At 42.9% G+C, this 15,392-nt stretch carries 13 protein-coding genes and 1 riboswitch; of the genes, 5 read left to right on the forward strand and 8 right to left on the reverse strand.

What is annotated here, in order from left to right; genetic code table 11:
- Nucleotides 1–24: 24 nt before the first annotated feature.
- Both AC30SH_RS02885 and fumC read right to left on the reverse strand, forming a co-directional pair.
- Nucleotides 25–630, reverse strand: a complete 606-nt coding sequence (locus AC30SH_RS02885; protein WP_489582083.1) for a hypothetical protein — start codon at nt 628–630, stop codon at nt 25–27.
- 97 nt (nt 631–727) lie between these two features.
- A complete protein-coding gene (fumC, locus tag AC30SH_RS02890; RefSeq protein WP_109128058.1) occupies nt 728–2,122 on the reverse strand; it encodes a class II fumarate hydratase in 1,395 nt (464 codons plus the stop codon).
- A gap of 221 nt (nt 2,123–2,343) precedes the next feature.
- Here fumC and AC30SH_RS02895 point away from each other — a divergent pair, with 221 nt between their 5' ends.
- From AC30SH_RS02895 to AC30SH_RS02910, 4 genes are all read left to right on the forward strand, one after another.
- The gene (locus AC30SH_RS02895) at nt 2,344–2,790 is read left to right on the forward strand and encodes a DNA polymerase III subunit chi (protein ID WP_489582084.1); all 447 of its coding nucleotides are present in this window, start codon (nt 2,344–2,346) and stop codon (nt 2,788–2,790) included.
- Between the two features lie 76 nt (nt 2,791–2,866).
- Nucleotides 2,867–3,175: a N(4)-acetylcytidine aminohydrolase gene (gene yqfB / locus AC30SH_RS02900; protein WP_489582085.1), complete on the forward strand. Its 309-nt coding sequence runs from the start codon at nt 2,867–2,869 to the stop codon at nt 3,173–3,175.
- 12 nt (nt 3,176–3,187) lie between these two features.
- Nucleotides 3,188–3,820 carry a hypothetical protein gene (locus AC30SH_RS02905; RefSeq protein WP_489582086.1) on the forward strand — a complete coding sequence of 211 codons (633 nt, stop codon included), beginning with the start codon at nt 3,188–3,190 and terminating at the stop codon, nt 3,818–3,820.
- 37 nt (nt 3,821–3,857) lie between these two features.
- Complete coding sequence (locus AC30SH_RS02910) at nt 3,858–6,722, forward strand: valine--tRNA ligase (RefSeq protein ID WP_489582087.1); 2,865 nt, start codon at nt 3,858–3,860, stop codon at nt 6,720–6,722.
- Nucleotides 6,723–6,804: 82 nt separating this feature from the next.
- On the opposite strand, the gene AC30SH_RS02915 is transcribed toward AC30SH_RS02910, so the two are convergent.
- From AC30SH_RS02915 to AC30SH_RS02935, 5 genes are all read right to left on the reverse strand, one after another.
- Nucleotides 6,805–8,085: a type II toxin-antitoxin system HipA family toxin gene (locus AC30SH_RS02915; RefSeq protein WP_315028466.1), complete on the reverse strand. Its 1,281-nt coding sequence runs from the start codon at nt 8,083–8,085 to the stop codon at nt 6,805–6,807.
- Nucleotides 8,085–8,363 carry a helix-turn-helix domain-containing protein gene (locus AC30SH_RS02920; RefSeq protein WP_315028469.1) on the reverse strand — a complete coding sequence of 93 codons (279 nt, stop codon included), beginning with the start codon at nt 8,361–8,363 and terminating at the stop codon, nt 8,085–8,087. The genes AC30SH_RS02915 and AC30SH_RS02920 overlap by 1 nt, the downstream gene beginning before the upstream one ends.
- Nucleotides 8,364–8,517: 154 nt before the next feature.
- Complete coding sequence (locus AC30SH_RS02925) at nt 8,518–9,573, reverse strand: ABC transporter substrate-binding protein (protein WP_315028472.1); 1,056 nt, start codon at nt 9,571–9,573, stop codon at nt 8,518–8,520.
- 82 nt (nt 9,574–9,655) lie between these two features.
- A riboswitch (TPP riboswitch) is annotated at nt 9,656–9,758 on the reverse strand.
- Nucleotides 9,759–9,825: 67 nt separating this feature from the next.
- A complete protein-coding gene (locus tag AC30SH_RS02930) occupies nt 9,826–11,343 on the reverse strand; it encodes a DHA2 family efflux MFS transporter permease subunit (RefSeq protein WP_314885380.1) in 1,518 nt (505 codons plus the stop codon).
- Between the two features lie 9 nt (nt 11,344–11,352).
- On the reverse strand, nt 11,353–12,513 hold the full coding sequence (locus AC30SH_RS02935) for an EmrA/EmrK family multidrug efflux transporter periplasmic adaptor subunit (RefSeq protein WP_489582088.1): 1,161 nt from the start codon (nt 12,511–12,513) through the stop codon (nt 11,353–11,355).
- 189 nt (nt 12,514–12,702) lie between these two features.
- On the opposite strand from AC30SH_RS02935, the gene AC30SH_RS02940 reads away from it, so the two are divergent.
- Nucleotides 12,703–13,185: a Dps family protein gene (locus AC30SH_RS02940; RefSeq protein WP_314885334.1), complete on the forward strand. Its 483-nt coding sequence runs from the start codon at nt 12,703–12,705 to the stop codon at nt 13,183–13,185.
- Between the two features lie 122 nt (nt 13,186–13,307).
- Here the strand turns inward: AC30SH_RS02940 and rnb are convergent, their stop codons facing one another.
- Nucleotides 13,308–15,287 (reverse strand): exoribonuclease II, encoded by a 1,980-nt coding sequence (gene rnb, locus AC30SH_RS02945; protein WP_314885336.1) that lies wholly within the window; start codon nt 15,285–15,287, stop codon nt 13,308–13,310.
- Nucleotides 15,288–15,392 lie beyond the last annotated feature (105 nt).

The raw sequence follows: 15,392 nt of genomic DNA on the forward strand, positions 1-15,392 counted from the left end.
TTCGCTACCCTTTGTTTTTGCATTCTAACCAAATTCCGGATTCTTATTATTTAACGGAAAATTCGGCGGTAATTGTGGACTGGCATCATCTTCGCTCAGCGGCGCAATTTCCGGTTGCGTTTTAAATTCTTCTGCCGGTGTGGCATTTTTTTCTTTGCCTAATAATTGCGGCTGTAATTTTATAAAATTGCTGTTTGGCGCTAACCAAATGCCGGCAAATAAACGGCTAAATTCCGGATCAAATTCATGATCTAAAATCGAGTCGTTTAACATGAAATAGCCTCTATCGGGTAACGCAATGTAACGCAATACATCGTTTGGTGAGAAATCCGGGAAAATAGCCTGCATGTCTTTTAGCCACACATCACTTTTCGCTTTATCCGCTTTTAGAAATTCTATTTCTTTAATTAAGCTAATCGCAAAATTTTTACCTTCAACGGGCTTTTCATATTTGAAGGAAAGCATGATAGGCAATTGATTTTCCTGATATGCACCGTCTTCAGTCGCCAAATCAATGGAATAAACCAAGAACGGCCCCCAGTTATAGTCGGCAGTGCCCACATTGACCCAATGGGCAGAAAGTGCGGTAGGAAATAAGCTTAAAATAAACAGCAGCGATTTTAATTTCATAAAAAATCCGTCATAAAAATTTATGTGCGCGATTATAGCAAAAAAGACGGGAAATGATCCCGTCTTCTTTACTCATGGCTTAATTTAACGCATCACGTTATTTTAAGCTGCCTACCATATCTTCCGGACGCACCCATTTGTCGAAGTCTTCCGCAGAAACTAAGCCAAGATTAATGGCTTCTTCGCGTAAGGTGGTACCGTTTTTGTGTGCAGTTTTCGCAATTTTCGCCGCATTTTCATAACCAATATGGGTATTAAGTGCGGTGACCAACATCAATGAATTTTCAAGTTGTTGTTTAATGCGAGGGTAGTTTGGTTCGATACCGGTTGCGCAGTGTTCGTCGAAAGAAACACAGGCATCTGCCAATAATTGGGCGGATTGTAAGAAGTTCGCAATCATTACCGGATTGAATACATTCAATTGGAAGTGACCTTGAGAGCCGACGAACGCGATCGTGGTGTCGTTACCAAACACTTGTGCGCATACCATGGTCATGGCTTCACATTGGGTTGGGTTAACTTTACCCGGCATGATGGAAGAACCCGGTTCATTTTCAGGAATTAAGATTTCGCCGATACCGGAACGCGGACCGGATGCCAATAAACGAATGTCGTTGGCAATTTTGAACAAGCTCATAGCAAGTTGACGTAATGCGCCATGGGTTTCCACGATAGCATCATGCGCTGCCAAGGCTTCAAATTTGTTTTCTGCGGTGATGAACGGCAGACCGGTGAATTTAGCAATGTATTCAGCCACTTTCACATCATAGCCTTTCGGCGTATTCAAACCGGTACCCACTGCCGTCCCACCAAGGGCCAATTGGCGTAAGTGCGGTAGGGTATTTTTCAATGCAAGTAAACCGAAGTGTAATTGCGCCGCATAGGCAGAGAATTCTTGACCTAATGTTAATGGGGTTGCATCCATTAAGTGCGTACGGCCGATTTTCACCACATCTTTAAAGGCTTCAGATTTTGCTGCAAAGGTTTTTTGTAAACGTTCTACGGCAGGAATGGTGGTTTCGACAACTTTTTTGTATGCGGCAATGTGCATTGCGGTTGGGAAGGTATCGTTGGAAGATTGGGATTTGTTCACATCATCATTCGGGTGAATAATGGATTTTTCGCCCAATTTGCCACCGTGTAAAACGTGAGCGCGGTTTGCCACCACTTCGTTCACGTTCATGTTGGATTGTGTACCGGAACCGGTTTGCCAAATCACCAACGGGAATTGATCGTCTAATTTATTTGCTAAAATTTCATCGCAAGCTTGTGCGATTAAATCACGTTTTTCAGCAGGCAACACACCTAAATCATGGTTGGCGAATGCCGCCGCTTTTTTCAAATAACCAAAGGCTTCGATGACTTCATGTGGCATAGATGCCGCAGGACCGATTTTGAAATTGTTGCGGGAACGTTCGGTTTGAGCAGCCCAGTATTTGTCTGCCGGAACTTGAACTTCACCCATGGTGTCTTTTTCAATACGAAATGCCATTGTAATTACCTCTTATTGATTATTAATGAAAAGTCAGCCAAATTTTAACACCGCCTGACTCATCTATGAACTGAAATTACAAACAGAAAATCGGTTTTGTGACTTAGATCATAAAGTGCGGTCGGTTGGCGGCGAAAGGTTTCGGAAATTAACATTTTATATTTCAGCCGATTTCCGCTAAAATCTTGCAACTCATTTTTCCTAATTGGGACGTGTTATTTATGCCGAAAAACGCGCAATTTTACCTGCTTTCCGACAGATCTCCTGCGCAGTCAAATTTGTCTGCCGTGGAAAGCCTTGCTTGCGATTTAGCGGCATCCGCTTGGCGTTTGGGAAAACGTGTTTTATTAGTGTGTGAAAGTGAAGCGCAGGCGCTCAATATTGATGAGGCGTTGTGGCAAAGAGAACCCGACGAGTTCGTTCCGCATAACCTTTCCGGCGAAGCTACCACGTATGCCACGCCCATTGAAATTAGTTGGACGGGCAAACGGAATGCACAAAGCCGTGATTTGCTGATTAATCTGCAACCGCAACTGCCGGAATACATTAATAGTTTTAACCAAATTATCGACTTTGTTCCTGTGGAAGAACAACCAAAAGCCTTGGCGCGTGAACGTTATAAACAACTGAGACAGTTAGGCTGGACGTTGACTACGGAGCAGGTATAACGATATAAAAAAACGCCCCTCTTTGCCAAAGAGGGGGATGGTTACAAAAAACACTTAAAAAATTGACCGCACTTTTATGAACGACATCACTTTTTACCAACGCTTTGAAGCCGATATTCTCGCTGGGCGCAAAACCATCACCATTCGGGACAAATCCGAAAGCCATTTTAAAGCAGGCGATATTTTGCGTGTGGGTCGATTTGAAGATAATCAATACTTCTGCACCATTGAAGTGTTAAGCGTGTCGCCGATTACTCTTGATGAACTGACGGAACGACATGCGAAGCAGGAAAATATGGGGTTGGAGGAATTGAAAGAAGTGATTCGGAGTATTTATCTGAGTGAAGGTAAGTTTGTATTAATAAATTTTAGATTGAAAAATTAGAGGAAATTTGTTTTGAGAAAATATATTAAATCAATTTTATTATTTTCAATTTCACAGTTGTTAATTTCATGTACTAATTTAGATGTTGTTTCTTCAAGGTATGAAGATTATACAGGTGAAGATTATGCTATATTAAGTGTTAATAATTTTGCGACGAACATGATTTCTATTTATAAAAAAGATGAAGCTAGACAGTGTCTAGTTCAGGATGGTTTTTCTCAAGTATTAACTTTAAAAGAACCACTGATACCTAATTTTACTAGAGGTGTTTTTAGTAACTCACCGTTTAAGCATTTAGAAAAGTATTTATCTGAAAGTAAGGTAAAAGCTGACGCTTATGTTAAATTGGTTGAACGTTCCAATAATGCATTGATTGAAGATCAAGTTTTTAAATTTATAGCTCAAGATAAGGGATATTATTATCTTCAACAAGTAGCTAATAAACCTATTTATAATTTAGATATAGATACAATTATTGATGAAGTGTTCTATCTTTTACCAAATGAAAAGGGACTTTATAATACTGAAATTTATTTCAAAGAAATAAAAAAATATCATTTTAAATTTAGTCCAGCTAAAACAGATAGCGTTATTCATTATAAGGATGGAATTCCAGCAAAAAAATGGGATCTGCCTGAATGCTAAATAATTAAATTTCACGCTAGGTAAAGAGAAAAAATAAATGACACAAAAATTCGAAATGGCAGACCGTTTCAATCCGTCTGCGGTAGAACAAGCCCTTTATCAACATTGGGAAGAGAGCGGTTATTTTAAACCGTCTGAAAATGAAAATGCGCCGAGCTATTGCATTGCGATTCCGCCGCCGAACGTCACAGGTTCCTTACACATGGGACACGCGTTCCAGCAAACCTTAATGGATACCTTAATCCGTTTTAACCGTATGGAAGGGCATAACACCTTATGGCAAGCGGGGACAGACCACGCGGGTATCGCCACCCAAATGGTGGTGGAGCGTAAAATCGCTGCAGAAGAAGGCAAAACTCGCCATGATTATGGTCGCGAAGCGTTCATCAACAAAATTTGGGATTGGAAAGCCTATTCAGGCGGTACGATCAGCCAACAAATGCGCCGTTTAGGTAACTCCATCGACTGGGAACGTGAGCGTTTCACTATGGACGATGGTTTATCTAACGCAGTAAAAGAAGTGTTTGTTCGCTTGCACGAGGAAGGTTTAATTTACCGTGGCAAACGCTTGGTAAACTGGGATCCAAAACTTCACACCGCGATTTCTGATTTAGAAGTGGAAAACAAAGAGAGCAAAGGTTCCCTTTGGCATTTCCGTTATCCGTTAGCTAACGGCGCAAAAACGGCGGATGGCAAAGATTATTTAGTGGTGGCAACCACGCGTCCGGAAACTATGTTGGGCGATACGGCGGTTGCAGTTCATCCGGAAGATGAGCGTTATCAATCTTTAATTGGTAAAACCGTGGTTCTGCCATTGGCTAACCGTGAAATTCCGATTATTGCCGATGAATATGTGGATCGTGAATTCGGTACCGGTGTAGTGAAAATCACCCCTGCGCACGACTTTAACGACTATGAAGTGGGTAAACGTCACAGCTTGCCAATGGTTAACGTCTTAACCTTAAATGCGGATATTCGTGATGAAGCAGAAATTATTGGTACTGACGGTAAACCGCTTGTCGGCTATGAAGCGACAATTCCTGTTGATTTCCGTGGCTTAGAACGTTTCGCTGCCCGTAAAAAAATTGTGGCAGATTTTGAAGCACTTGGCTTATTAGACGAAATTAAACCGCATGATTTGAAAGTGCCTTATGGCGACCGTGGCGGCGTGCCGATTGAGCCAATGCTTACCGATCAATGGTATGTGAGCGTGAAACCGCTTGCCGATGTGGCAATTAAAGCAGTGGAAGACGGCGAAATCCAATTCGTGCCGAAACAATACGAAAACCTTTACTTCTCTTGGATGCGTGATATTCAAGATTGGTGTATCTCTCGCCAACTTTGGTGGGGACACCGTATTCCGGCGTGGTATGACGCGGAAGGTAACGTTTATGTCGCGCGCAACGAAGCCGAAGTGCGGTCAAAATACAGCTTAGATTCTGCGGTGGAACTGAAACAAGATGAAGATGTGTTAGATACCTGGTTCTCATCAGGCTTGTGGACGTTCTCCACCTTAGGCTGGCCGGAGCAAACCAAAGAACTCAAAATGTTCCACCCGACCGATGTGTTAATCACTGGCTTTGACATCATCTTCTTCTGGGTTGCGCGTATGATTATGTTTACGATGCACTTCGTGAAAGATGAAAACGGCAAACCGCAAGTGCCGTTCAAAACGGTGTACGTGACGGGCTTAATCCGTGATGAGCAAGGCCAAAAAATGTCGAAATCGAAAGGTAATGTACTTGACCCAATCGATATGATTGACGGCATCAGCCTTGAAGATTTACTTGAAAAACGCACCGGCAACATGATGCAGCCGCAATTAGCAGAGAAAATTGCAAAAGCGACCCGCAAAGAGTTTGCTGAGGGTATTGCTGCTCACGGTACAGACGCATTGCGTTTCACATTAGCGGCATTGGCTTCAAACGGTCGTGACATCAACTGGGATATGAAACGCCTAGAAGGCTATCGCAACTTCTGTAACAAGTTGTGGAATGCAAGCCGTTTCGTGCTCACCAATGACAAATTAGATTTAAGCCAAGGCGAAATTGAATTCTCTGTGGCAGATCGCTGGATTCAATCTGAATTCAATCGCACAGTAGAAACTTTCCGCAGTGCATTAAGCCAATACCGTTTCGACCTTTGCGCGAATGCGATTTATGAATTCACTTGGAACCAATTCTGCGACTGGTATTTGGAACTCACCAAACCGGTATTTGCCAACGGCAGCGCTGCGCAAATTCGTGCAGCAAGCCAAACCTTGGTTCATGTGTTGGAAAAATTGTTGCGTTTAGCACACCCGCTTATGCCATTTATTACCGAAGAAATTTGGCAAAAAGTGAAAGGTTTCATGGGTATCACCGCGGACAGCATTATGTTACAACCTTTCCCACAAGTGGAAGAAAACGCCTTTGATGCCGAGGCTGAAACCGATATCAATTGGCTTAAAGAAGTGATCGTTGCCGTGCGTAACATTCGCGCCGAGAGCAACATTGCACCAAGCAAAGGCCTCGATCTGTTATTCCGTAATATTCCTGCGGACGAGCAAAAAATACTGGAAAAACAGACCGCACTTTTACAAGCCATGGCGAAGTTAGACAACGTCAGCGTACTTAAAGAAGGCGAACAAGCGCCATTGGCTGTGGCGAAGTTAGTCGGCAACACCGAAATTCTCGTACCGATGGCAGGTTTCATCAACAAAGAAGCCGAGCTTGCCCGTTTAACTAAAGAGATTGAAAAATATCAAAACGAAGTTAAACGCATTGAAAGCAAACTCAGCAACGAAGCCTTCGTCTCCAAAGCCCCGGAAGCGGTTATCGCCAAAGAGCGCGAAAAACAAGCCGAATACCAATCCGGATTAGAAAAAATTCGTGAGCAGTATAAAGCGATTGAAGCGCTTTAATAGAGTAATAAAAAAACGTCGGTTATGCCGACGTTTTTTATTTTCAGAAACAAAAAAGTGCGGTGGAAATTCACCGCACTTTTTAACTTATCTTTCTCATCTGCATATCCAATCCCATGAAAATAGGATCGACAATTTCATCAGGCAATCCATGGGTATTTATGTCATTTACTCTTGGGTATAGGCTACTGATTTCATGCAAAATGTCTTCTACTGTTTCCTTTGCTAGGCCGGCGAGTTTAGCAGTGTTGAAAATGTGGCGCAGTTGTATTTTATCCCATAAATAATGTTTATTTTCTCCGTGCCACGCCATTGCCATTTTGACTTTTTGCTTTTGTAGTCCGTTGTGTTTGATGAGCGGATAGGCGGACATCACGTCATAAAATGGTGTGAGACGATAGCGATTCTCTTGTTCCAAAAATAAACTGAAATTTTTGCCATGGCCGTCAATGGCACAAAGTAGCCAGAAAACAATTTGCGCTTTAAAAAACTGCTTGCGATCTGCTTGGGCGTTGGATGAACCGTTGAGAAGCGACATAATTTGCAGAATGCTCGGCCCGCCGTCATTTTCATATTTTCGTGCAGGAGCGATGTTGAGTGCTTGGCACATATCTTCCTGTGGCAAACGAATTAGCCAACTCCTATTTTCAGACCAACGGCGATCAAAGCGCTCCACAATCAGCACTTTCATTTCACCAAAATACTGAATTTGGCTTCGAGGAACCGGCAAACCGAAGGCTTTCATAATATTCAAGCAAAGCCATTCATTTTCACAGCTGCCGGAAAGATCAAGCTGCCCTTGTGCCACCATACCAATCGGGAGTTTAAAAATATGACTGGTCGCGGTGGAATGCAAAGGGCGCTGCCATTGATTCTGATAATAAAGTAGCGCTGTTTTTTCCTGAGCACCGGCCAAAGAAATTCGGAAATCCTCGCTTTCTTCCATGCCGAGAGGAAAAGTGCGGTAGTTTTTCAGCACGTTTTCCACCTCTTTGTCATTTAGCGGTTCTGCATAAATTTGACGTACTGAGCGGCTTTGCCCCTGATAAAGCTGAATTGCACCAATACAATCTTGTCCAATCGCAGAAAGCAAATCAAATGGCGATTTCGTTGAGGTTTGGAAACGTTGTTGAATACGTGAACGGATCTGTTCGTTGTCGGGGAGGAGATTATCGAAGAAATTGTAAACGGAATCTCCTCGATAAATTTTGTGCGACAAAGGCAGTGACAATGAAATGGGACGCGAACGCACAGACTCCAACCATTTTTCAGCGTATTGAAATTCGGTTGCGCCACTGGTCAGTTTTCGCCATTCACCGACTAACAAGCCATTCATGGCAACGTTTAGAATCGAGTTACTCATCACCATGCCTCATCGTCATCGTATGTTGCTGTTGGCTCTTTGATTGATAGATTAGTATCAGATGACTTTTTACGTGGTTGCACAATAAGCTCTAGCTCTAATCCTGCCAAAATCTTAAACAGCGTTTCTAATTTAGAACGCTCCGGCTCATTCTCAAACGCTGAAATTCTGGCTTGAGTCGTTCCGGCGAGTTTAGCAACATCGGTTTGTGAGAGCTCGCCTTGATAGCGAAATTCCCGAATTACATGAGAAAGCATTTTTGCGGTGGTAATAACCATTTTTACTCCTTATACGGTATAGCGTATAGAATTCACTTTATACTTTATGGAGTATAAGTTTGATTTTATATCTTGTAAAGTATAAATTATGTTTTATATCTTATGAGATATAAATTATAAAATGATTAAAATTTCCACCGCACTTTTTTCTCAGCTATTTTTCTCCTTTTACCGTTTCAACCCAGCGCTCAATTAAGCGTTTGCTTTCAGAATCGGAACCAAAACGGATGAAATCAATATCTAATAATTTTAATTTGCTTGGATCGCTGGCTTTTGGGGAGGCTTTTGCATGAATATTAGCAGGGATTTGGTAAGAGTCGGATTCGCGCCATGGGATTTCTTGCGCTTCGGTGTCGAGAACGAAGTCCACGAAGTGTTTGGCATTTTCTAGATTACGTGCGCCTTTGATAATGCTTACCGACCCTAACGTGTAGCCCACGCCTTCACAAGGTAAAATGCCTTTTACCGGTGCGCCTTTGCCTTTTTCACGTACATAGCCATGCATAAAGGCAATATCAACGCCTACTTCACCGGTCGCTAAGTTGCCGGTGGCTAAGCCACTTTTGGAATATTGGGCCACGTTCGCATTGAGTTTTTTCAAGTAATCAAACGCTTTTTCTTCGCCCCAAAGCTGAACTAATGTCGTCAGAAAAGAATAGCCCGTGCCGGATACGCGAGGATCGGCATATTGAATTTGATTTTTGAATTCCGGTTTAAGCAAATCGGCAAAGCATTTTGGTTCCGGAATATTGAGCTGTTTTAATTTTTCCGTATTCACGCCAATGGCGACTTCCATTAAATAGATGATTGATGTGTAATCGCCTCGTTCATCCATTAATTTCTTAAATTGTGGCATGATGTTTTTTTGTAACGGAGAACGATAGGTCGCGAGTAAACCTTGGTCGGCGGCTTGTAAGTGCGGTTCAAATGTGCCGCCAAACCATACATCGGCTTGTGGATTTTCTTTTTCTGCTTTGATTTTACCGAGTACGGTGCCAGTGCTATTTCGTACAAATTGGGCATCGACGTTGTATTTTTCGGCAAAGCGTTTCGTAACTTTTTCACAGGTGACATTTTGTACGCTGCAATAAATGGTCAGTTTGCCTTCCGCTTGGGCGTTTTGTGTATAAAACAGCATTGGAAGTAAGCAAAGTGCGGTTGTTTTTAAGGATGTTTTTAGTGGTGAATAATTTTTAGAAAGCTTGGTCATTGATTTAATCCTTGGTGAGATTGAAAAACAAAACCAGCTAACAACTAAACGGGGAAATTGGCTGAAAGAAGCCATGGAAGCAGAGTGAAGTGCATTAGTTTCCTACGTCAGTGCTAACTGTATCAGGTTCACGGGTATTTCTCAGCTCCGTTATTTAAACCAACGGAGCACCCCGACTAACGCGCATTACTATAGGTGTTTGTTATTGATTTGTAAATAAAAGTGAAAAATATTTATTTTTTGGATCGCACTTTAGCTGCGGCTTCCAAAAGGCGGTTTGGCAAACCAGACCAAAATAAATAATGCCAAAAACAGCACGGCGGATAACCAGAAAATCTCGTTGGCGCCGAGGATAAAACCTTGCGATGTGATGTTACGGGCAAGCAGGGAAGAAGTTTGTTCTTCACCCATACCGAAACGCTCCATCATTTGGTAGTACTGTTGTGCAGTAGGGTTATACGGCGTAATGGCTTCAGTCAGCTGTGAGTGGTGAACGGCTTCACGGTTATACCACAAGAATGTCGTAAGGGAAGTACCGATGGAGCCGGCAAGGGTACGCAAAAAGTTAAACAAGCTTGAGGCGGATGCCATTTTGTGTGCCGGTAAATCGGACAGCGTAATAGTCGTAAGTGGCATGAAAAAACAGGCGACGGCTAACCCTTGCACCATTTGCGGCAGTGCTACATCGGCAAAACTCATTCCCGGCTCAAAGGTAACGGCACGCCAATAAAAGGTAATGGCATAGACCACAAAGCTGACGGTGACCAAAATACGCATATCGATTTTATGTCCAAACTTACCGATAAGAGGGGATAACAAAATAGGAAAGAGCCCTACGGGGGCGGATGCTAAACCTGCCCAAGTGGCGGTGTAGCCAAAAACCTGTTGCAACAACAAGGGAATTAATACGACGGAGCCGAGATAAATTAAAAATGCCAAGCTGGTGGATAAACAGCCCACAGTGAAATTGCGTTGCTTGAATAGGGAAATATCTACTACCGGGTTGTCGTCCGTCAGTTCCCAAATGACAAGCGCGGTTAAGGTTACGGCGGAAATGACGGCAAGGATAATGATTTCAGTGGAGTTGAACCAATCTTGTTCACGCCCTTGATCCAGCATTAATTGCAAGCAACCTACGCCCAACACCAATAAGACTAATCCCACCGTATCAATCGGTTGGTGCTGAATTTTACTTTCTCGTGGCATTAATATTTTCCAACTGGTACTGATAATGAACAGTCCAACGGGTACATTAATAAAGAAGATCCACCCCCAATGTAAATTATCACTGATCCAACCACCGAGAATGGGACCGAAAATCGGTGCAACTACTATGGTCATTGCCCAAAATGCCAATGCCATGCCCCGTTTTTCCGGAGGATAGTTATTGAGTAGCAAACTCTGAGACAGCGGAATAATCGGGCCTGCCGCTAATCCTTGGAAAATACGGCACAGAATCAACATTTCCAAGCTATGGGAAATGCCGCATAGCCAAGAGGCTAACACAAAAAGTGCGGTGGAAATGAGGAATAATTTTACTTCCCCAAAACGTTTGGCAAGCCAGCCGGTAATGGGAATAGAAATGGCATTGGCGACGCCGAAAGAGGTAATCACCCAAGTGCCTTGGCTGAACGATGCGCCGAGATCGCCCGAAATCGTGGGGATCGCCACGTTTGCAATGGTGGAATCCAATACTTGCATGAACGTGGCAAGAGACAGCGCTAACGTAATGATGCCAAGGGCAGCACCTTCAATGGGTTTTTGCATGATGGGCAAGCCTTAGTTTGTGTTGTCGCGAATAATTTTTTCGATGAGATTTTCCACCGCACTTTGATCATAATTCAACGTATTGGTGGAATAGAGCGGCGTAGTACGTTTTTGTTGCGACAATATTTCACCGTTGGTATCTGAAATATTCACTTCAACCAAGGTAGATAAGCCCATACGCAACGGGTAGTTAGCGATTTGTTGTGCATCTAGGCTAATACGAACTGGCACGCGTTGCACCACTTTGATCCAGTTACCGGTGGCATTTTGGGCAGGGAGCAAAGAAAATGCGCTGCCGGTACCCATTTCGATACCTTCTACTTTGCCGTCAAATTTCACATCATGGCCGTATAAATCAAAGGATAATTTCACCGGTTGACCGATTCGCACGTCTTTTAATTGTGTTTCTTTGAAATTGGCATCTACCCACATTTGTTCGTTGGAAACAATCGCCATTAGCGAGCTACCCACGGCAACTTTTTGTCCCACTTGCGCGCTTCGGCGCGCCACATAGCCATCGACCGGGCTGGTGATTTTGGTACGTTGTAAATTGAGCCATGCCTGTTTGACCGAACTGATGGCTTTTTGAATTTCCGGCTGTTCTTTCAGCGGCACATTCATTAATAAAGATTTATTAGCAGCAAGTTGGTTTTTAACCGCTTTTAAGTTGGCTTCCGCTGTCATTACCGCTTCTCTCGCGTGTTGTAGCGATTCTTTATCAATCGCTCCGCTTTTCCCTAACAGTTCACGGCGCGCTAAATCGCCTTGTGCTTTCGTCAACGCCGTTTGGTTGGCTTGAACCGTTGCTTCCAGTTGTTTAACGGTGTAGCCCAGCTGCGAAATTTGGCGTACTGCACTTGCTAAGGTACTTTGCGCTTGATTGAAACTCAGTTGATAATCCGTGTCATCCAACTCAAGTAATACATCTCCCGCGTGCACAAAATCCATGTTTTCTGCATTAATTTGTCGCACATTTCCGGCAATTTGCGAGGAAATCATGACTTGATTGCCACTCACGTAAGCGTCTTCGGTGGTTTGGTAATTTTTAATAAAAAAGAACCAATATAATCCGGTGAGAACGGTGATAAGAATGAGGATAACGAAGAAAATACTTAGGGCTTTTTTCCGTGTGTTTTTTTGAGTGGATATTGTTTCTTGAGTTGTGTCTGTCATTTATATTTCCTTTTGATAGCTTTTGAAAATTGTTTTCAATTTTTTAATTTTTATTATCTATCAATTCTATTTGGTGTAACAATTGGCGCTATTATGTGCTTTTTTCTATACTTACGCCAACAAAAACGAATGGTTTGAGGTTTAAATCGTTCATCTTTTATAAATTAACAAAGTATAGGAGAACACATTATGTCAAAAACAATGATTGGTTTAGATACCGCAAAATCTGAAGTCTTAGCAGCAAAATTAAATGAATTATTAGCCACTTACCAAGTGTTTTATACCAACGTGCGTGGATATCACTGGAATATCAAAGACGTGAATTTCTTTGAATTACATGCAAAATTTGAAGAAATTTATACTGATCTTGTGGAAAAAGTGGATGAAGTTGCAGAACGTATTTTGACCTTAGGTTATACGCCGAACAACGCATTTAGCCAATATTTAAGCCATTCCCGTATTAAAGAAGAAATTGCAGTGAGCAGTGCGGCGGCTTGTTTAAGAGGCACTTTAGAAGGTTTCAAAGTGTTGCTGACACAACAACGTGAAATTCTTGCGTTGGCTGGGGATGCCGATGACGAAGGTACTGCTTCACAAATGAGTGATTACATTAAAGAGCAAGAAAAATTAGTTTGGATGTTCCAAGCCGCTTGTCAAACTTGCGCAAACTAAAACATAGCCTGCATAAAAGAAAATCCTGCTTAAGCTTGATGTTTAAGCAGGATTTTTTATAGCAAGTGCGGTGGTTTTTTTATGGTGTTTTATAAAACATCTGTAAAACCTACCGCACTTTTTTATTTAATCACTACGCCAACAATGCTGCGTGTGTCTTCACGGACTTCGGTTAACTTTACACGCAAGATATCGCCAATTTTGTATTGGCGCTGATCTTTCACATAAAAAGCGATTTCATCAGGATTAATTACAACCTCTTCTTTATTGTCGTGCAGCGTTGAGGCGGGAATAAACATGGAAGCGCCGTTTTCCAGCAATAACACGCGTAAACCACCGCGGCTCACATCTTGCACTTCCGCTTCAAATTCCGGTTTTTCGGCGACTTTATCCGCCAAATAACGGCAATATAACCAGTCGGCAATATCTCGCTCCACCAAACGATTTTGGCGACGGGCTTCTTGCAAGCGCGCGAGTACGCTTTCCTCCGGTTTAGCAAAATCTCGGCCCGCTAAATGGGCTTTGATTAAGCGATGGTTCACCATATCTGAATATTTTCGAATTGGCGACGTCCACGTGGCGTAGCCATTTAAGCCCAGGCCAAAGTGCGGTGCCAATTCTGCTTTAAATTCAGCAAAAGTGAGGAAACGACGCAAACGGAATTCCAAATAATCCCCTTCAATCGGTTCAATATCATGGCGCATTTGGCAGTAACCTTTTAAGGTCGCCAAATTTTCTGGCGCATAACGACTTTGTAATTCTGCTTTATTTTCATCATTGGCTAAATTAGCTAACAAGAAATTGTGCGCGTTTTCCAAGAATTTTTTATCGAATCCGCTGTGCGTGTTGAAAATGCCGCATTGCAGATTTTCATGTAAAAATTGGGCGGCGCAAATATTGGCGATAATCATGGATTCTTCCACGATTTGGTTGGCAATACGGCGGTATTCCGCTTTAATTTCTTGCACTTTGCCATTTTCTGCCAGCACAAAAGAATAATCCGGTTTTTCTTTAAAAAGCAGTGCGTAGGTTTTGCGCCATTGCGTTCTGGTCAGGGTAAATTGATGCAACCAGTGAATTTGTTGTGCTGTTTCCGGGTTTTCAGGCTGCCAAGCATTGGCTTTGCCTTCTAAGTAATCGGAAACTCGGTTATACGTCAATTTATCTTTTGATTGCACATCGGCTAACACAAATTTTGCCGGCGCGCTGATGTTGCCCTGTAAGTCCGTTTGAATGTAGCAAACCAATGCCGGACGGATTTCGTGGGGTTTTAAGGAACAAAGCTCATCGGAAAGTTCGCGCGGCAACATCGGAATATTGAAGCCGGGCAGATAATTGGTGAAACAACGTTGTTTGGCGTCTTTTTCGATTTGTGAATTTAAACTGATGTAAGCCGTCGGATCGGCAATGGCCACCACTAATTGCCAGCCGGTTTGTTCACCGTTTGAGGTGATAGGCTCAATATATAAGGCATCGTCCATGTCCTGCGTGGTTTCAGAGTCGATGGTGACGAAGTGAAGCGCGGTCAGATTTTCGCGCGTTTCTTGATCCTGCATTTCATAGTGATCTTGTCCTTGCACCGGTTCACGCGGTTGTTCGTGACGAGCAAGGGTTACCCACCAAGGTGCCAGTTCATCCTCGGCGTGGCAAATAAATTGAGTGATTTGCGCATAGAAAAAGCGATCGTCGCGCAACGGGTGGGTTTTTAAGGTTGCCACAACCCAATCGCCTTCCTGTAATTCTTCTTTGACGGCTTTGCTTTGTGCGGCGCCAATGGGCTGATTGATGTTAGGGTGATCAACAAGCACCTGTAATTTCTTGTCTTTATTGAACCGCACTTTCGCGATAAAACGGGTAAGCATCGGCTCGATTAAGGCTTCCGGTTCGGCTTGTTCTTTATCGCCTTGTTTTTCGATAGTGGCGCTGATCTTATCGCCGTGCATGACTTTTTTCATGGCAGGTGGCGCAATAAAGTAGCTTTTTTTATCACATTCTAAAAAGCCATAGGCTTTATCGGAGCCTTTTACCGTGCCTTCTACACGTTCTTTACTGTCATGAATTTGTTGTTTGAGTTGTGCGAGTAATGGGTTGTCTTGGAACATAATTATTTTTATCGTAGGGCAGCGTGGAGGCAGCCGAAATCATCATAAAATGGCGGAGTAAACTCCGCCTTACAAATAGAAAAGGCAGGTTAAAAACCTGCCGAT

The sequence above is a fragment of the Aggregatibacter sp. HK296 genome (assembly GCF_980469475.1).